Below are 17,875 nucleotides of genomic sequence, written 5' to 3'. Positions count from 1 at the left end.
GCTGTTAAAAGTGAAGACTGATAATACCATTTGAAGAGCTTGGCATATAAGTTAAATAAATTTCTTAAAGTTAGCATATGGTCTTAAATTTTGCACAGCCTCTAATATTAGGGGCTGTGCTTTTTTACAAAGTAGCATAATATTATGTAATGTTACTTTAAGTGGATATGAGTGACAAAAATAAGAGTGATATAAAAAATTAGCAGGATCGAATAATGGATCGACAGTCAGATAGCTGCTTGTATAGACTGAAGCTATCTAACAGTTTGGACTGTACAGAGTAAGGCAGCTTGTTTTTCTGTCAGGATTTAATTGCTTCACAAGTGTAACTAGGTTGCCTTTATTCTTCGCTTGAAGTATGCCTCAAAATTACCCATGCAGCATACTATAGAATAACTAGTTTAATTGACTGCTAAACATTGAAAACACAAATATTAATAGTTTACATGAACCGTTACCGTATCAGAGTAGCTATCTGGGGTGAAGTCGGCGCTAGGCACAATAACGTATATGTTTTTTGTTTTAACTTCGCCAGTACCAACATCTACCGCCCAATTTCCTTTTCCATCGCCCCAAGGTATGCGTCCACTTTCACTATCCCGCTGCAGTTGATAGGGTACTTGGTCGGGATTGTTACCGGTGCCACTCATGAAGCTCATCCTATCATTATTTCCGGCAGCGTTGAAAAGAGTCAAGCCGATTGTATAGGGAGCAGCATTTGTACAGGTCACACCGATACTACTACTACCCTCGATATTAAGCTTGTTTGCTGGGACATTTCCCAAGTTGACATTGGCGGGAGGGGTAGTGATTTTACACTCATTAACAACATTGGCTTCAACGGTAAATGAGAAGGGACTGGTTCCTTCAGTTTCTGATAAGCATCGGCTTGTGTCACTACTAGAATCAACGGTTACGTATGTCAATGCTGCATTACTACCCGTAAAAGCGGCAGCGTAGTCATCTGCTTTGGCAGCATTATTGTTATATAGCAGAGATACCCTAACAACGGTTGTTTTAATGGTTGGTGTAGTAGTACCTGGCGCTACGCTGAAGAAATCAATAAACTCCGTACCACCCACGATGCGATTGCCCCAAGTAGCATTACTCATATCATTAAGTGTCATGTCAAAATTTAAATTTGAACCATCACCCCCAGTCATATGACGTGGACTGATTTGGGAAGCATTATTAGTACCACCATCAACACCAATACAGACGGATGCCCACTGGGTGACATTAGACGTATTAGTGCAACTGTAAGTCAGTGTTTGCTCGACGCTTGCATTGTTGGCATTGCCAAGAGTAATCGTACCAAGATTGGGTGAGACAAAGCTGTCTACTTGGCAAGTAAGTGCTTGCGCATTTGATGGGAGCCACAACGCAATTGGCAGCAATAACAAACCGTAACGCCATTCAAGTAATTTCATCATGGTTGTACCTTTTGACAAATGAGGGGGCCGATGAGTGGAGTCTCATCACCCTGCTTGGAATAATCAAAGCTAACCGTGCAAACATCACCCGAGGGGGTAGTTACCTCAAGCGTATTGTGTTCATCAAGCGTGTCGAGATATACCTCACCATCAAAGCCAATGATGGTCGATGGCACTTCCTTATTACTAAGCTGATGTACTTGACTGCCAAGCGGTAGCGGTTGTTTATTACTATCTGTTAGGATAACTGACGCCGAACGTACTGGCGTGATATCAAAACCGACAAGAATACCGGCAAGCTCGGTCGGTGTGGCATTTGTGTCTACTTTGTCAATACGCAGGTCTGCTGGCAGTTGCATAGGGTCAATGCCAATCTTATTTTCTTGATAGGCATTCAATGGTGTTACCAACAATAGACCTTTACTATTGGTCGTGCCGATGGGACTGTTCTGTAAAGAGACAGGTATATCGGCGATACCATTTGTAGAAACTACGGCAAAGCCACTGTTTATCTGTCGAGCAGCAAACAAGCCACCGCCCATCGCAACTACGGCGCCTGTAGCACTTGCATAGCTTGCGTAGTCACCATTGTTGCTACTGATACCCGCTCGTGCTTGACCGTAGCGCCCAAGGTAATTCAGCTCGGCAAGACCGCTAGTGTCATCCTCTCTATCCGTACTACCTTCTAGGCTATGACGTGCTTGCGCCCGCCACCCAATACCACCTGCATTCGAAGCAGGTCGCGAAACATCAGATGAGAAAACGGTGCTATTATCGGTGTGCTGTACACTGTTGCTCAGCGAAATATTGCGATTCAGTGATAAGGATGCGCTAAGAGAGGCGCTGTTATTAGCGGAGTCATTAATATCATGATTGTAGTTGGCGCTTAAGCTTAATCTGCGACCAAAGGATTTAGACCAGTAGGCGCTAGCAAATTGTGTGGTCTCATGCTCAGCCTGCGCTACCTGATTATAACTCACACCAAAACGGCCTAAAGACTTTGTACTATAACCAGTTGAGACTTGCTCACTTCGACGAGCAGTGGCAGAGCCGTATTGTGTGCCTACATCGCGGTAATCGTCAATAGTACCCATGGCATTGATACCAATATTGAAGCGACTGTTATTCCATGAGTAGTTTGTACTGTATTGTATGCCATCTTGACCTTGGCTCTCGCTACCTGCTAATGAGGCGAATAATATACCGCCTGATCTACCAAGCAGCAACGTGCCACCAAAACCCGCATTACTCAGGCCATTGGTGACTTCAGCATGAGCTTCTGCGGTAAAGCGGTCATTCATGCCATAACGCCACGTTCCACTAGCAGCAATATTGCTACCATAATCAAAAGAGTCAATGCCATAGTTTTCTCGCACTGCGCCAAGTTCTATGGACCAGTCAGACAGGCCGGGCTGTAGTAACCGATGCGCATCATATAAAGAAAAATTAAGCGTCGTGCTTTGCCCTAATACATCGGTTATGACCAGTTGGGCAGTGCCTGCCCCACTAAAGCTTGGAGCTGTATCAAGCTCGAATGGTCCAGCAGGTACATCACCACTGTATTGTTTGAGACCATTGACATAAAGCTCTACCGCTGAGGGTAGGGTGGCTGTGCCAAAAAATGAAGGCAATGGTGTAGTTGATCTATAAGGTTGAAGGGAGAAGTTGGTACCAATTTGTAGACCACCCAAGCGCGTAGGTCGTGTCCATGACAACGCACCCGTGAGAATATCGCCTGCACGAACCGTAATTAGCTTATCTGGAAATGACTGACTCCAGCTAGTATCCAGACGTACGCTACGACTATCCCAGTCATTGCTATGAGTATAACTATTCGCGTTAGTCAAAGCAGTAGAGCTGAGTACACCAAGCGTATTAAACGCGCGCAGTTCAGTATAAACGCTTAAATTTCTCGCGCTATTTTGAGTTTGGGTACCGTAAATATTATAGTTTAGCAACATGCCAGAAGATGATGTGGGCTGAGGGCGCTTGTTGGCACGCGTGTTACGGACAGTGGTGTCTAAATTGAGCATACTTAGAGGCGCGATAAGTCGCAAGGATTGCTGCCGAGCATCATAATCAATATTGAGATCAAGTAAGCTATTTAGGAGTATGGCGTCAGTCGTATCGGCAGGTACTATAAAGCCAAGCTGTTGTAGAATGGTCTTACTAGCCCAGAGTTGATCATCACGATAATAGAAATGAGTTAAGCCTGCACTAGCACCATTTAGAGTAACGTCTAGATATAGATCTAACCCAAATTCATCGTCGCCAGAGTTGTAGCTGTCTAAGTTGAGTTGGGTAAGTTCGTTTTCGTCAATGCTTATAGCAACATCATTTAGGTCTACGGCGTGACTGGCTGATACTGCCACGCACTGTAGAAAAACTGCTTTAGCGAATAGATGTGTCCATCGTGACGTTTGGTGTCGTCTGAGTGCCATTCATCATAACCTTGAATTTACCGCCTGCCGCCAGGGCAGAGGGCGGTATTTTCAGTGTCCAGTTCATAGTTGCATCAGGTAAGACATACCCTAGCAGCCCTGGATTGATCACCGTACTATTACCGGCTGTATCCACAAAGCTGAGTCCAGCCAGTTGGGCATGACCATTGCCACTGTTGCTGACGCGGAGTTTTATCGCTTTGCCATCTGGTTGCAGATGTGTACTCCACTGCAACTGTGGACTGGTTTGAGTAACCCCTATCGGCTGGACAAAGACGGGGAGTGAATAGCTTAGCGCAAATTGCAAGCCTGTCGTTTGGTTGGCAGACTTGATTGGCAGTTCATTAACCAAAATACGATAAGCGGCCTCCACAGCATTTGTACCTTGCGGTGGTGCTTTCGCACGAATGATTCGAATAAGTTGTTTTTCACCCGGTTTCAGCTCAAGCATCGGTGGACTGGCCAATAGTCCTCGAGAGGGAGTAAGCTGATCGCCTTGTTCATCCTGTAACCATTGATACACGCGTACTTGCGCATGTACTATATTGTTACCGGAATTACTAAGGGTCAGACCATTAGCAGTCTCGCGAGCTTGTAGGCTCAACGAGATGGGAGAGACCTGAAGGCCACTCGCCATCACTCCTAGTGAACCGAGTAGCAGTGAGCCTAATATCAAAACATGTTTTGTCAAATTCATTACAAAACGTAATGGAAAATTTTTCATAGCGTTTAATAAAGTACTGACACGTTAACTGTATCAGAGTAAGTGCCTACTTGGACATCAGTGGGGCCGTCTACAGAGGCATAGACAGGATGTGATTTCACTACAGTTGCACCTGCTCCGGTGCTGCTTACTCCATTTCCAGCAAGTTCTAGGGTACTCGTATTGCCCCAAGGAGTAGAGCTTTCGTCTGAATACAGACTATAAGCAATTGTGTCTGATCCTGGACCAGCCATAGTGCCAGTACCATCAGTACTGTTTGTACTCGTTGGTGTCAAGTTGATCACATAAGGCGCACCTTCAGAACACATGACAGATAGCGCAGTCGTAGAAGTCTGGTTATCAGTGGCTGCAGCATTGCCTGCTACTTCTCCAAAATTAATATTCTGATTTTCACTAGTTTCTAATGTACAAGCTGATATAACGGTCATGCCCACTTGAAATGAACCAGTTTTGCTGCCTGCAGCATTTGCACTAGAGATAGCTGCGAAGCCACCAACAGTGAGAAACGCAGCGGTAAGTAGTTGTTTGTTAAATGTCATGGTAATTCTCCAGAAAATATAAGCGCTTTTAGTATTTCGATAAGTTAGGGGTGATACCAAATAGATATATAGCTTATATTTCATAAATTATTGGAAGTTATAAGCCTTCACAATTTACTAAAGTTAGGTTTTTATAGGAACTTACTCAACAATAGCCAATAAAAATATAAACCGTTTATCTCTAAATATATACCACCTGTCATTTTTTGTAATCGCATTGTAATACAATTGTCATAATAATGCACGTTAAATGTTTGATTAACATTATAATTTATCGGATTTTACCAATATGCAACTAATTTCACCTTCGTACTGACCTTACTTAATTTTATCTAAACTCATCCTTTAGAATTATCGTAATTACAAACAAAATTTCTATATTACATCCTAGTACCTGCATATAGATTTTAGTTGTATCTAAATGAGTGCTAGTTGGCTAGATATTCTTAACAGTTGAAAACGATAAATATTAATAGCAGTCAATAAAGAGTTTTACACAATGCATAGTGCGATTGGTTTAGAACAAATCTTCAGGAAAAGATAACAATGTTTTATCAAAGAAGTTAAGGTATATAGCTGACCTAGAAAAATAACTATTTATTTAGCACTTTTTATAACTGCTACTAGGGCCAATAGTTAGAGTGTATGGGGAGCGATAAGAACATGGGATGTAGTAACTGTAGAAGATGGAACACTTTATTAACTTACAAAATAGATAATTGTGAAAAACTTGAGTCAATAGAACATAGTCTGTCTGTATCTCAATCATATTTTGTAGATGTTAAATATTAAGGGTAATAACTCTCATACTCATCTTAGTCGCTGGGCAATTTATAAAATAATTAATGGAAATTCAGATCGTAGCGAGCCAGTTTTCCTTAAGAAAGTACAGTTTACGAAGGTGAGGGTAGTGTGGAGTGAATTAGAAGATAGGTTTAGTATTTAGATCGAGATAAGCTAAGCTGAGCAAAAAAGATAGCCGTATTACTTAAAAGTAATACGGCTATCTTTTTTATAAGGTTTAATTGTTCTATATATGATATCGGCTGAATTTAACTAGTCGTATTATGATATTTGGTAAATGTGGATGATACTATTCGTATTAGCTAGCTAGCTAAAGAAAGCTTAATGCTATATTTTGAGTCTAGACTAGTCACTCTTATTTATCTATATTTCAGATACAACAAAGCCCCTGATATCAGGGGCTTTAGCTGTTCTATAAGATAGTATAGGACTATGTAATGGTACCCGGAGCCGGAACGGTATTAGGGTTGTAAGTATTTGATATATATGGTTAAATATTTACTAATATAATTGAGTACACTCATGAGTATACTTGAGGTTTGGTTTTCAATTTTGTAATTCAATAGTAACTAAATATTATCGCTTAAGCAGGTTTTAGTATAACACAAGCTATGAACGTAATATGATAAGGCAGAAGCTATTGATAGACTTGCAATAAGGATGAGGTTAATCTGAAGCATCGTCCTGATCCACTGCTTCAGTATCATCTTTAATAAGCTGGTCATATATTTGTTCGATAGCATTGTTTATCATTTTCTGAGCTGTAAAGCCACTAAAGGCTATAAGTTTGTCTAACTTAGCCTGATTTTTCTTATATATTTTTATAATACCATCGTTTTTTTTGCTCTTAGAATCATATTGCTTTTGCCCATCCCATGCCTTCTTAATACTAAATAAAACATAGCTTCGGGGAGAGTAACCCTTATTCTTTTCAGTTCCAATATCGTCACTTTCAATATTAGAAAGCCTATCTAAACTGGCTAATATAAGCTCGTATTTTTCCTCAATGGTCTCAGGAAAAAACACACCTTTGAGAATAGTATGTTTATTCTTTTCAAGATAATCATACGCCCACTCGATCTGTTCATGGTTAGAAACATCAAGCCATTTTAGTTCTTTGTTCTCAGTACGACCCCTTAAGTATGTTGCTTTGATCGAGCGCAAAACTGTAACTTTCCAGTCACCATCTTCAAATATCTTTTCTTTATAACCAAAGTCAGATGCATGATGATTAAAAACTGAAATATGGTATCTTAAGAAATTAGTTGTTCCAGTAGTTAGCTCTTTTCTCCCTTTATAAGCTTCGTTGTTTACCAAGTTTTGAATCAAGCTCATTAAAAAAATTGAGCACCGTAAGTCGTTTTTAAACCACCCAAGATAACTCTCTGGCAAGATAGTTTTAGCTTTGTAGTCAATTAGAAAATTATATCTCTCTATAGGCGCATGACAGTTTTTTAGCTGATTGATGAGTAAGTTTTTATAATCATCATCATCATAAATTATATTTTCTAAACTTTTGCCTGATAATATATTGTCTATATACAGTAGGGATCTTGCATCCGCAATACTCAGTTTTTGCAAAGCCTTATAAAAATCCTCAATACGCCTCCTTCCAGACTTTATATCTTTGATGTGTTCATCTGTCATTAATTTCAAGAATTGGGATTGACTGTACAGCATTGACGCTTGATCAAATGGATAGTTCTGATTGTCAGGCAGCCTAGTTAATTGTCCGTCCACCGTGTCATTTCCTCATAAAAGATGATAGAAAAATATAGTATAAAACCTAGTTTATATTACGTTTTATACTATATTTTTTCTAGTTTATTTCTGGCAATAAATCTATACGGGCCTTATAATTAGGCAGTATACATCGTCTATTAGTAATATATACCAGCTTATAATTAAAATCTATATCTTTGTTGCGTATTAAACGATGCGGTAGTTAGCTACAACGATGGATATTGCCAGTCTATACTAAATTAGCGTAGATGAAGCTAAGCAGCTATAGAGTTAGAATTTGCTAGATATAATAACGAGTAGTCTTAATCGAAAGTGCTAGTTGAATAGCGAAAATATGCTTATCAACCCTAATTTTAAGTCAGAATAGATAGTTTTACAAATTCGTGATCCCTATCTGTTTCTGCGCTATTACAGCAGAATATTGTTCAGCTGATTTAATATTATCGTTTAGCTAACTCCATTCTAACTATTTGCCTGTAGCACATGGTGACTTTCAAATGCTTATTACGTCATTCTCTAATGTTAGTTGGAAAATAGCTGCACTACGGCAGCTCGTGTTTAGTGGGTTATATATATTATTATTTAAATACAGCAGCTACCGATTCGAGAGCTGAGAGCTCAACTCTCAGCGAGTAAAATTATAAAAATATGGACTGACCTGACCCTATGAAACTAAATTCCATAGGATCACAATCATGTCTTACTCGCACCTAAATCAACCGCTAATTGCTGCAAACGTTCACAGTTTAGTTGCAGACATACTAGCGAACACCATTAATTTTAACGACACCATAAACAAACTGAACGGGTTGTATTACCCGTTCATGACACACTTAAATACTGAGCTATTTTACTCACAGCCGGTAGTCGCATTTATTTATAGCACCAATGCTATTGTTGGAGATGACTATCCAGAAAACGTTATTTGGAATCATGAGAAAACCCAGCGATTTATCGCTACATTGTCTTGCTATAAAAATGATATTGAGCGTGAACGTATTACGTTCAGCTATCAGGAATCTCAAAACAAGAGACGATTAGAGCACTATGTAAACAGCCTGACCAATCACTATTCAAGGCTGCTCTTTGTACGTATCGATTTAAAATATGCACAGCAGACGAGCCATCATGTATCTATCGAAGACTTTGATGAACACATGAGTAAACTACGGGAGCTTATCGGTAATAAAAAAACTTGTTTTAAGCATTTACAAGGCAATGCTTGGGCAATTGAACAAGGAGGAATGAACGGTGGATTACACTGTCATTTACTGCTTATGTACGATGGCTCGAAAAGGGACAATGATTGGTATATTGCTAAAGATGTCGGTGAGAAATGGAAAATGATTACTGGAGGCTTAGGCGAGTACTATAGCTACCACGATAAAGAACGTAAGCAGCAGTATAAGCAACATGGCAAACTAGGTATTGGCATGATCCATCAAAATAATCCACAAGAAGTAGAAAACGCACTATGCGCAGCTTTGTACTTAACTGAGCCAAGCAAAAATGAGCAGCAACTCAAACTAGCGTTACCGAACATGCGTACTTTTGGTCATGGTATTTATCGTACAAAAAAGCGTAGAGGCCTACCGCCTATATCAAAATAATCTCAGATATATAGTATTTCTATGAGATCAGTCAGGAAGCATCGCTCTCCTGACTGTTTAACCCCAATCTATCCTAATTAAAGGTCTGCTTAATCGCAGGCCTTTTTTATGCGCAATCGAAAAAGGAGCTATGCATGAGATCCATCTGCCCACACTGTCATTCAGCGAACGTCAGAAGCACTGCCGATACTGACAGTCCTTTTAATCTCTTCGAGAAACTGTGCTCACAGTCTGCCTTATCAGGTCTTGGTGTAAGTATCTGTAGGTATTACAAAATCAACTCAGCAATCGGTGTGGTCGTAGGCACAGCCCTTGCCTCAGCGATAAGCTTGGCTAAAGACAAGATACAACAGCCACCCTTACTCGTTTTGGCAGCAAGGCCTAGTTATACCTGCAATACCTGCTCAAGAACTTTCAGCATTTAACCTATCCATATAACCCATAATTCTAATCAAATCTAAAAGGACAATGATCATGGCACATTTAATCGAATCAATGGCATACGTTGGCGAAACCCCTTGGCATGGCTTAGGTAATGAGCTGGCTCCCAAGCAGCCTATCGAGATCTGGGCAAAGCAAGCGGGTATGGACTGGCGTATTGAGTCATCAGACGTCAGCTACATGGCTAATAATGACAAAGGCCACAACCTGATTTTGCCCTTTGCTGAACAGAAGGTTTTATACCGTAGTGATAACTTCGAGCCGCTATCGGTGGTCAGTCAACGCTATCAAGAAGTACAGCCTCGTGAGATTTTAGAATTCTATCGTGATCTTACCGAGCAGTCTGACTTTGAGCTTGAGACTGCTGGGGTATTAAAGGGTGGTCGTAAGCTATGGGCGTTGGCTCGTACAGGCCAGTCAGCAACGCTTAAGGGTAAAGATGTCAGTAATGGCTACTTGTTATTGGCAACCGCTTGTGACGGCACGTTAGCGACTACTGCTCAGTTCACCTCCATCCGTGTGGTGTGTAACAACACACTAGCGATCAGCCTTGCCAACGGCAATGGCGGTGTGGTGAAAGTGCCGCATTCCACATCCTTTGATGCTGACAAGGTCAAACAGCAATTGGGCGTGTCAGTGAAGCAGTGGGAGGAGCACAGCTATGAGATGAAACAGCTATCTGAGCGCCGTGTGACCCAAGCAGAAGCAGCCAATTATTTGAGCCGTGTGTTCAATGATCAAGACAATGACATCATTCTGTTTAACAATGCTAAGAAAGAGAAAGATGCTGTGCCCAATGCCAAAGCGATGAATCAGGTCATGAAGATGTTTAACGGTCAAGGTCGCGGCGCCACACTCGATGCAGCCAGTGATACGGCTTATGGCTTGCTGTGTAGCATCACTGAGTACGTGGATCATGAACGACGTGCGATGAATACGGACAATCGTCTCAATTCAGCATGGTTCGGTGCTGGTGCTAAGCTGAAACAGAAAGGATTAGAGCAATCGCTACTGATGCTTGCTTAACCAGTGCTGTTTTAATTTGACAAACAATTAACCACGCCTTCGAGCGTGGTTTTTTATGCCGCTTATTTCATTGAATACCAATAATCAAATTATCGAAGGAGTTCGCTATGAACATGATCGCATTAAACAGCACTACTCAGCCAAGACAAGCCAAACGTGCCACCGTGAAGTTTAAACCAGAAGTAGTGAAAACCAAGCAAAGCGATACTGCTGACAAACCTACCCGACTGAACACATCAACCACTGCTAAGCGCTTGGTTAACACCAAAGAATTAAGCCGTGAGGACTGGCTACAGTTTCGTAAGCAAGGCATTGGCAGCTCTGATGCCGCAGCCGCTTGTGGTATCCACCCGTACCTATCCATGCTTGAGCTATGGATGATCAAGACAGGACGCATGACATCGAATATCGATGAGAGCTTAGAAGGCTACTCGCCTTTGTACTGGGGCAATACCTTGGAACCGATGGTGGCTAAGTACTACCAAGTGCATACAGGCAATAAGGTACGCCGCATCAATGCCATCTTGCAGCATCCTGATCCTGATAAAGCCTTTATGCTTGCCAATCTTGATTATGCGGTAACAGGTAGCGAGGAAGTGCAAGTACTTGAGTGCAAGACTGCTGGAGAACATGGAGCCAAGCTCTGGAAGCATGGCGTGCCCTTGTATGTCACTTGCCAAGTGCAACATCAACTAGCGGTCACTGGCAAACAGGCAGCGCATATCTGTGTCTTACTCTGCGGACATGAAGCCAAAATTTATAAGGTTGAACGCGATGAGCGCTTGATTGCATCCATCATCGAGCATGAGCGTCTGTTCTGGCAGTATGTCGAAACTGACACGCCACCAACGCCTGATCATTCTGAATCAGCAGCGAGAGCATTAAAGCAGCTTTATCCAACGCCTAAACCTTCAAGCAAGGTTGATTTGCGAGATGATGATGGTGCCAATAAGTTATTTGAGCAACTACTGAGTTATCGTGACTATATGCAAGAGCTAGAAGAGCGTCATGACCAAGTGAAGCATCAGCTGCAAACGCTGATTGCCGATAATGAAGTCGCTGTGTTCGAGGAAGGTGCAATCTCTTGGAAGCGCTCGAAAGACAGTATTGGACTGGATAGCAAAGCCGTTATCAAAGCACATCCTGAGCTATTAGCTAAATTCAGTAAAACTAAGCAAGGTAGTCGCCGCTTCGTCATCTTAAACGACTAAGCCGAAACCTACTAAACTTAACCAAAATAAGCGCATAACCGCCCACCCTAATCGGTGGGCTTTTTTATGGCTAAACACATTTTATTAAACCTATAAGGAATATCACCATGATTAAAGGTCTCACGATAACCCCACCAGTTTTAGGTCGTATCAGTATTGGACGTGTTATTCAAAAGGACGGCAAGCGTCTGCCTGCTAAGGACGATCAATTCACTATCACCAGCCAAGTTCAAAACAAGGATGGCTGGATCAATCATCCGCTTGATGAAAAGCTACGCGCAAATAATGACGGTAAGCTAAGACATATACCGGTACGCATGTTGTTTAATGATCCGACGCTAAACCTGAGAGCTGAATACACCTTGTTTGATCGTCAAACTGGACGCCCACTATGCGTGGGTGACGGTGAGCAATGTCAACGTCGTACAAACAATGGCGTGGAAACACTGCCTTGCCTATCACCTGATCGTTGCCCATTAGCACAAGGTGGTGGGTGTAAGCCATATGGTCGCTTGTACGTTAATCTCAGTGAAGATGATGAGCTAGGCACGTTTATCTTTCGCACCACAGGCTTTAATAGTATTCGCACGCTTGCCGCACGGCTGAGCTACTTTGCTGCGGTATCAGGCAATAAGCTGTCATGTTTACCACTACAACTCACGCTCAGAGGTAAAAGCACGACGCAAAGCTATCGCACGCCGATCTATTTTGTGGATTTAACGCTACGTAATAGTGTGACACTAAAGCAAGCAGTGCAGGATGCACAGGCAATTGATGCGGAGCTTAGCGAACACGGATTTGATCAAGCAGCGCTAGAACAGGCTGCAAAACAGGGTTACGTCAATTCATCCTTTGAAATTGATAGCGATGGCCTGCTTGATGTGGTCGAAGAATTTTATCCAGTTGAGACCGATGACTTCAGTAGCGGTAATAAGGAAAGCTATAAGAATGGGTTAGCCATTCAGAGCGTGACGAGCATCGAGCAAGGGTTAAGGCAAAGTGTGACTGCGGTAAGTTAGAATAGTCAAGTCAGATATAGAGCATAAATCATTTATTCTAAAACAAGCGATTTTAGATCGCTTGTTTTAGTTCTTATCGATTTATTTTTAAGTGGCATAATTCTTAGATTAAGCCTTACAATATACTCTTTCTTTATAACAACATACTAATAAATAGATTATTACTATTTACCGTAGGGGTAACTAAAGTGGATTTAGAAAAATTAATAGCTCTAAATATCTCAGTGAAATTATCTGAGAAAGTTTCTAAAAGAATTACCAATCAGACTGAACGTCATTTACAGAGCTTTTGTGACGATATGGTAACAATAAAACATCTTAAAAATATATGGGATGATGTTTGCTATAAGTTTCAAAAAGAAGGATCTTGCGGCATGGTTTACGAAATCATGATCAGAGAACATGTTAGCTCGCTAGTTGAAGATTTAGAAGATTATGAATTTAATGCTATTTATCTTCAAGCTGAAAGCTCGCATATGGACTTATTTAGTAAAAATAGTAGCATGGCAGCGGGAGTAGACAAACACAGTTCTATCGGAATACGTTTTTTTACGGATGAAGTGGTTAGGTATATAACTGAAGAATATATTTATAAACGTGCTAAAAATTACACAAACAAAGGGCTTAGGAGAGCTATTGCTAATTTTATTGAAGTTGAAAATAGTTAAAGGTCAGTAATACTTTTACTGATAACAAGGTGCTTCAGATAAAGGTTCTGAAAAACATGCCAGCCTTAAAATGGCTTGCCCTAACTGATAAACAAGAAGATTAAAGATTTTGCTAGAGTTACTAGGAAGCACATTCCTACTAACGTAAAAACGCTAATTTAAAGCACAATAGTAGTGAGCTAAAACCATTAAGCCATATATATGACACAAAAAAGAGCTGATGACTCAGCTCTTTTTTTATTATTCTATGGATAAGATCTATCGGACGATATAAGTCTCATAAAAAAATACAGGACTCCCTGACTGTATGAGAACAGATGTTCCCATACAATAATTAGGAGATAATCATGGAAAATTTATACGCAGCACAGCCAGTGATCGAGCAATGCAATCATATACCGCAATTATTGAGTGTCAAAGATGTTGGCCATTATACTGGTCTTAGTCGTTCTACGATTTATGAGATGGTTAATGAGAAATCTGATCGTTACGATCCAACATTTCCTAAGAAGGTACAGCTGACACAGGTTAGGGTAGTATGGGTAGCGAGTGAGGTTGCAGAGTGGATTAATAATAAGATAGCTGATAGGTTTTGCTGATAGGCAGTAATTTAAAATAAGCCACTGCTAGTGGCTTATTTTTTTGTTTAGGATTGTCATCCATCTATCACTCATTAAGTACAAGCGTTAGCGTACTCAGCTTCTGTTAAGTCTGGGTTACGACAGTCTTCCGATGCATCATACCCATCTTTATAACGTGAACGTTCTATAATGAATTTACGTAAAGAACTCTCTTCACTACCATCGAGTGTAAAATCATTGAGTAAGTCTATCATTTCTTGTGAGGTTTCAAGATCATTGTCAACTAGATAATCTATGTGTGCCGCTTGAGCAGGTGTTAGTGGCCCCGTTATTTCTTTGTAGTTAACTCTTGTAGCATTATCATGGGAGTCGTCATCACTCTTATCAATAGTAATATTACTTACTTCTGATAAGGGTGTAGTACTAGCATCACGCTGCTCACGTAGTTGTGTAGTACGTAGATCTTGGAGTACATCATCGGTACAAACTCCATCGTTGTTTTCTTCGCAGACAATGATGCCATTCGAATCATACTGGAGTTTGCTTACTATCTCTGTTTCTGGTCCTTCCTGAGAGAATGCCGAGCCTACTGCCTCCTCAGATAGTACTATGTCACTTGAATTATTACCGGCATTAGATTCACAGCCAGCTAAAAGCACAAGAGCAACAGTACATCCCAACAAAACACTTTTCATTATTACAATCCTTGTTCGATTTGTTGTTCAAATACCAGAATTAAGGTCAGTTTTGATAGTGAAATATAACTAGTCTCTGATAAAATTGAGAGTGATTTATGATGGTAAGATTAGTTTACTCGTATTTATAGATATCAAATAAGTAGGTCATATTACTTAATATACTTTTTAAAGCTATTTCTTAGAATCTAAATAATAGAGTACAGCTAAACCTTCAGCGAAAATTCGCTCGTCAGTCTTACTCGCGGAACCACCCTTGTAAAAAACTTCCTCAGCAGATGAAGCTAAGGTTGATGAGCGATCATTATTAAAACTAGCACCTTTCCATAAGCCATAACCATCACCGTCTTTTGCTTGTTTTTTCGTCTCGCAGTCTGGACCGTAAGCAGTTTTAAAACAGTTAGGAACAGACTTCCATTGTTTAGATAAAGCATAAAAAGCATTGCAATCTTGGTTGCTGTTACAGCGCTTGATCTTAGGAGCAAGTTTTGGATTGTTATAATACTTATTCATCGTAGCAACATCGGCATGGCTTACTGAAAACATAGCGGCACAGCTAATACCCATAGCGATTTTTAAAAGTTTATTTTTCAAAGTGACATCCTTATTTTCCTGATAAAAATTACTTACTCATCAGCATCATTATAAAAGTAGTAACGCTTTTAAAGCGTTATTTATATTCTTACCACAGACGGATATGATCCTTATTGCTAGAAGCTTTATCAATAAAAAGTCCGCGTGATAAATCAACACCCCAGCCGTTTTTATCATCTTTGTCTCTAAGCCTATATCCCCAGCCCTCTTTATTGTTTAAATTTACCATCTCCATACTGTCTACATATGCATAACGGCTTAAATCACTATCTGGCCACTTAATGCTTATAACTTTTATAGCTTCATTAGGCCCATAGAACTCTTTAAGGTTAGGATGAGCACTCGATTTAATGTAGCTATGGGTCACTAAGCATTTTTTAGTAGCTGTTTTACCTTTGTAAGCGCAATTAAAATAAGCATTACTCTCACTAGAGTCCATAAATTCTCTGATCGTTGGTCCGGCTTGAGCTTGAGTTACTACTGAACATACAGCGAAACATACAACATACGAGAGTAACTTCATTGTTTGTCCTACCAACTGATGTTTATTAAAAGAGCATTATATATTAAACAACAAAGTTTTACTCTATGATAAATTACCAAAGAGAAATAAATGTGTAATAATAAAAAATAAGCTATTTTGAAAAAAAAGAGAGATAAGCTTGGCAGATTGCTAAGGCTAAAATGGTTTAACCTAGCGTAGCAAATAAAAAATAAAAGTTGTCTGAAATATCTAAGGTTAGAGGATAACGTTGGTCTATAGAAGAGTATGAGAGCAAACAGATAAAACCATATTTTGAAACTAAGGATATGCCTGTTATCAGATTAATTTTAAGCAGTATAATATTTGGATCCAATAGAATCGTAAAAATAGTCTTTTCAATAAAAAGACTATTTCGGGGGTGTTTAAAAGACTATTTGAAATATAAGTTGTTGATTTATATATACTTTAACCTCTCTTTAGAGAAAAGACTAAAAAGTCTTTTCTAGTAACAAGTCCTACTTATTACTGTCTACATTGAAAAATACTAGCAAATTACATGAGAGTCAAAATGTATAATTAGACTGATTTATACGCTTATTTGAACGTGCATATCTTCCGTATTTTCACAGTATTTTATACTAAGCTCCTTAAAGCTTACCTGTCCATTTTCGATTACTTGCTTAATAATCTTCTGTCGCTGGTTGAGTCTTGCATTTCCTGCTTTAACTTCTGCAATAATGTACTTTGAGGGCAGAGGTGTTCTTCAAGATAAAAAGCAGTCAAGAGATTGGTATAGTAAAGCTTGTAATAATGGCGATCAACCTAGTTGTGATCAGTACGCTTATTAAACAGATAACAGAAGAGCCGCCATAAGCGGATCATATTGTTCTGTACTGACAAGATTGTCTTAGTTATGCCAGTTGGATAACGTTTACATGGCTATGCTTAGCTGTTTTGAAGTCGCTGAAATATTACCGTTATTGTCTACTATCTTCTTAAAGGCTTCTGCTTCAAATTTCTGTGCTATAAGTTCTAATTTTATTTGTCATGTAAACTCTTTGCCGAGTTGTTAGTTTACCTAATTTACCTTTGCAGTTTCTTCAGCATAGCTCAATTAGATACATAATGTTTAAGCAACATATAGAACCATGTACAATACTGGCCTGCGTTACTTTATAGAAATAAACAATAAGCATTATCAAAAGCGTTCAACCTCTAGATATAGGTCAAGCGTTCTTTAAGCAGGTTAAAAATAGATGAATAGCCAAAAATACAACATGTCATTTACAGCTGGTGCGCTACTTCAAACAGAGTCAGTCACGATAGCCAAGTTATATCTTGAAGTAGGAGACTGGGATTTAGTGAAAGAAAAAGTGATCTCTGAGAATTTACTTCAATCTAGAGCACTAAGTACACTTAAACGGTTGAGCCATGAAATTATAGCTCGCTTGAGTACACTTAATACTGAAGAGCTTACGTTACTTACAGAGTCTGAGTACCAAGATCAAGCCTATATGCTGTGGATTGCAGTTTGCCGGTACTATCGCTTTATTGCTGATTTTGCTACTGAAGTGTTACGAGAGCGCTTTATCACTTTCAAACCAGACCTTCAGCACTCAGATTTTGATACGTTTCTTAATAGAAAGTGTGACTGGCATAGTGAGCTTGATAGTTTAAGTATAAGTACGAGGAAAAAGCTTAGACAGGTATTATTTAAAATGCTTCGTGATGCCAATTTCTTAGATAGCAAAAATAATATTCAAGCTACTATGTTGAGCACAAGGCTAATAGAGATGATAAAGCGTAATGATAGTAGAGATATCAAATACTTCACGATTTCTGAAAATGCAATATAAGGGAGT

The 17,875-nt window shown here is 39.8% G+C and carries 18 protein-coding genes; 9 read left to right on the top strand and 9 right to left on the bottom strand.

The window, feature by feature from the left end; all coding sequences use genetic code 11:
• Nucleotides 1–434 precede the first annotated feature (434 nt).
• From JMX96_RS01825 to JMX96_RS01805, 5 genes are all read right to left on the bottom strand, one after another.
• Nucleotides 435–1,433 (bottom strand): spore coat protein U domain-containing protein, encoded by a 999-nt coding sequence (locus tag JMX96_RS01825; protein WP_201566942.1) that lies wholly within the window; start codon nucleotides 1,431–1,433, stop codon nucleotides 435–437.
• Nucleotides 1,430–3,874, bottom strand: a complete 2,445-nt coding sequence (locus JMX96_RS01820) for a fimbria/pilus outer membrane usher protein (protein ID WP_201566940.1) — start codon at nucleotides 3,872–3,874, stop codon at nucleotides 1,430–1,432. Before JMX96_RS01820 ends, JMX96_RS01825 begins: the two co-directional genes overlap by 4 nt.
• A complete protein-coding gene (locus JMX96_RS01815; RefSeq protein WP_227676848.1) occupies nucleotides 3,825–4,571 on the bottom strand; it encodes a molecular chaperone in 747 nt (248 codons plus the stop codon). The genes JMX96_RS01820 and JMX96_RS01815 overlap by 50 nt, the downstream gene beginning before the upstream one ends.
• A 32-nt stretch (nucleotides 4,572–4,603) precedes the next feature.
• A complete protein-coding gene (locus JMX96_RS01810; RefSeq protein WP_201566936.1) occupies nucleotides 4,604–5,137 on the bottom strand; it encodes a spore coat U domain-containing protein in 534 nt (177 codons plus the stop codon).
• 1,470 nt (nucleotides 5,138–6,607) lie between these two features.
• Complete coding sequence (locus JMX96_RS01805) at nucleotides 6,608–7,681, bottom strand: hypothetical protein (protein ID WP_201566934.1); 1,074 nt, start codon at nucleotides 7,679–7,681, stop codon at nucleotides 6,608–6,610.
• 698 nt (nucleotides 7,682–8,379) lie between these two features.
• Between JMX96_RS01805 and JMX96_RS01800 the strand changes: the two genes are divergently transcribed.
• The 7 genes from JMX96_RS01800 to JMX96_RS01770 all read left to right on the top strand — a co-directional run bounded on the left by JMX96_RS01800 (nucleotide 8,380) and on the right by JMX96_RS01770 (nucleotide 14,258).
• Nucleotides 8,380–9,294: an inovirus-type Gp2 protein gene (locus tag JMX96_RS01800; RefSeq protein ID WP_201566931.1), complete on the top strand. Its 915-nt coding sequence runs from the start codon at nucleotides 8,380–8,382 to the stop codon at nucleotides 9,292–9,294.
• 134 nt (nucleotides 9,295–9,428) lie between these two features.
• Complete coding sequence (locus JMX96_RS01795) at nucleotides 9,429–9,719, top strand: hypothetical protein (protein ID WP_201566929.1); 291 nt, start codon at nucleotides 9,429–9,431, stop codon at nucleotides 9,717–9,719.
• Nucleotides 9,720–9,768: 49 nt separating this feature from the next.
• Nucleotides 9,769–10,761 carry a DUF932 domain-containing protein gene (locus tag JMX96_RS01790; protein WP_201566927.1) on the top strand — a complete coding sequence of 331 codons (993 nt, stop codon included), beginning with the start codon at nucleotides 9,769–9,771 and terminating at the stop codon, nucleotides 10,759–10,761.
• 107 nt (nucleotides 10,762–10,868) lie between these two features.
• Complete coding sequence (locus JMX96_RS01785; protein ID WP_201566925.1) at nucleotides 10,869–11,972, top strand: YqaJ viral recombinase family protein; 1,104 nt, start codon at nucleotides 10,869–10,871, stop codon at nucleotides 11,970–11,972.
• Between the two features lie 107 nt (nucleotides 11,973–12,079).
• Nucleotides 12,080–12,991 (top strand): hydrolase or metal-binding protein, encoded by a 912-nt coding sequence (locus JMX96_RS01780; RefSeq protein ID WP_201566923.1) that lies wholly within the window; start codon nucleotides 12,080–12,082, stop codon nucleotides 12,989–12,991.
• 188 nt (nucleotides 12,992–13,179) lie between these two features.
• Entirely contained in the window at nucleotides 13,180–13,659 is a 480-nt protein-coding gene (locus JMX96_RS01775) for a hypothetical protein (RefSeq protein WP_201566921.1), read from the top strand.
• Between the two features lie 347 nt (nucleotides 13,660–14,006).
• Complete coding sequence (locus JMX96_RS01770) at nucleotides 14,007–14,258, top strand: helix-turn-helix transcriptional regulator (RefSeq protein WP_227676847.1); 252 nt, start codon at nucleotides 14,007–14,009, stop codon at nucleotides 14,256–14,258.
• 74 nt (nucleotides 14,259–14,332) lie between these two features.
• Here the strand turns inward: JMX96_RS01770 and JMX96_RS01765 are convergent, their stop codons facing one another.
• The 4 genes from JMX96_RS01765 to JMX96_RS01750 all read right to left on the bottom strand — a co-directional run bounded on the left by JMX96_RS01765 (nucleotide 14,333) and on the right by JMX96_RS01750 (nucleotide 16,749).
• The gene (locus JMX96_RS01765) at nucleotides 14,333–14,923 is read right to left on the bottom strand and encodes a hypothetical protein (RefSeq protein WP_201566919.1); all 591 of its coding nucleotides are present in this window, start codon (nucleotides 14,921–14,923) and stop codon (nucleotides 14,333–14,335) included.
• A 186-nt stretch (nucleotides 14,924–15,109) separates the two neighbouring features.
• Nucleotides 15,110–15,529, bottom strand: coding sequence for a hypothetical protein (locus tag JMX96_RS01760; protein WP_227676846.1), 420 nt, complete (start codon nucleotides 15,527–15,529; stop codon nucleotides 15,110–15,112).
• Nucleotides 15,530–15,617: 88 nt separating this feature from the next.
• Nucleotides 15,618–16,052, bottom strand: coding sequence for a hypothetical protein (locus JMX96_RS01755; RefSeq protein ID WP_201566917.1), 435 nt, complete (start codon nucleotides 16,050–16,052; stop codon nucleotides 15,618–15,620).
• A 547-nt stretch (nucleotides 16,053–16,599) separates the two neighbouring features.
• Entirely contained in the window at nucleotides 16,600–16,749 is a 150-nt protein-coding gene (locus tag JMX96_RS01750) for a Holliday junction resolvase-like protein (RefSeq protein WP_227676877.1), read from the bottom strand.
• A gap of 1 nt (nucleotide 16,750) precedes the next feature.
• Here JMX96_RS01750 and JMX96_RS13725 point away from each other — a divergent pair, with 1 nt between their 5' ends.
• Entirely contained in the window at nucleotides 16,751–16,861 is a 111-nt protein-coding gene (locus JMX96_RS13725) for a hypothetical protein (RefSeq protein ID WP_370587219.1), read from the top strand.
• 408 nt (nucleotides 16,862–17,269) lie between these two features.
• A complete protein-coding gene (locus JMX96_RS01740) occupies nucleotides 17,270–17,869 on the top strand; it encodes a DUF1819 family protein (RefSeq protein WP_201566915.1) in 600 nt (199 codons plus the stop codon).
• Nucleotides 17,870–17,875: the final 6 nt, after the last annotated feature.

It is taken from the genome of Psychrobacter sp. JCM 18900, assembly GCF_904846625.1.
Taxonomy (GTDB): Bacteria; Pseudomonadota; Gammaproteobacteria; order Pseudomonadales; family Moraxellaceae; genus Psychrobacter.
Note: the sequence above shows the minus strand (reverse complement) of the source record. Positions and strands in the feature narration are given on the sequence as shown.

Bases quoted from the DNA above. Each gene is read 5' to 3' on its own strand.
- JMX96_RS01770 (WP_227676847.1), top strand. From the start codon at position 14,007: ATGGAAAATTTATACGCAGCACAGCCAGTGATCGAGCAATGCAATCAT.
- JMX96_RS13725 (WP_370587219.1), top strand. From the start codon at position 16,751: ATGTACTTTGAGGGCAGAGGTGTTCTTCAAGATAAAAAGCAGTCAAGA.
- JMX96_RS01800 (WP_201566931.1), top strand. From the start codon at position 8,380: ATGTCTTACTCGCACCTAAATCAACCGCTAATTGCTGCAAACGTTCAC.
- JMX96_RS01790 (WP_201566927.1), top strand. From the start codon at position 9,769: ATGGCACATTTAATCGAATCAATGGCATACGTTGGCGAAACCCCTTGG.
- JMX96_RS01810 (WP_201566936.1), bottom strand. From the start codon at position 5,137: ATGACATTTAACAAACAACTACTTACCGCTGCGTTTCTCACTGTTGGT.
- JMX96_RS01820 (WP_201566940.1), bottom strand. From the start codon at position 3,874: ATGGCACTCAGACGACACCAAACGTCACGATGGACACATCTATTCGCT.
- JMX96_RS01825 (WP_201566942.1), bottom strand. From the start codon at position 1,433: ATGATGAAATTACTTGAATGGCGTTACGGTTTGTTATTGCTGCCAATT.
- JMX96_RS01785 (WP_201566925.1), top strand. From the start codon at position 10,869: ATGAACATGATCGCATTAAACAGCACTACTCAGCCAAGACAAGCCAAA.
- JMX96_RS01740 (WP_201566915.1), top strand. From the start codon at position 17,270: ATGAATAGCCAAAAATACAACATGTCATTTACAGCTGGTGCGCTACTT.
- JMX96_RS01795 (WP_201566929.1), top strand. From the start codon at position 9,429: ATGAGATCCATCTGCCCACACTGTCATTCAGCGAACGTCAGAAGCACT.
- JMX96_RS01780 (WP_201566923.1), top strand. From the start codon at position 12,080: ATGATTAAAGGTCTCACGATAACCCCACCAGTTTTAGGTCGTATCAGT.
- JMX96_RS01755 (WP_201566917.1), bottom strand. From the start codon at position 16,052: ATGAAGTTACTCTCGTATGTTGTATGTTTCGCTGTATGTTCAGTAGTA.
- JMX96_RS01815 (WP_227676848.1), bottom strand. From the start codon at position 4,571: ATGAATTTGACAAAACATGTTTTGATATTAGGCTCACTGCTACTCGGT.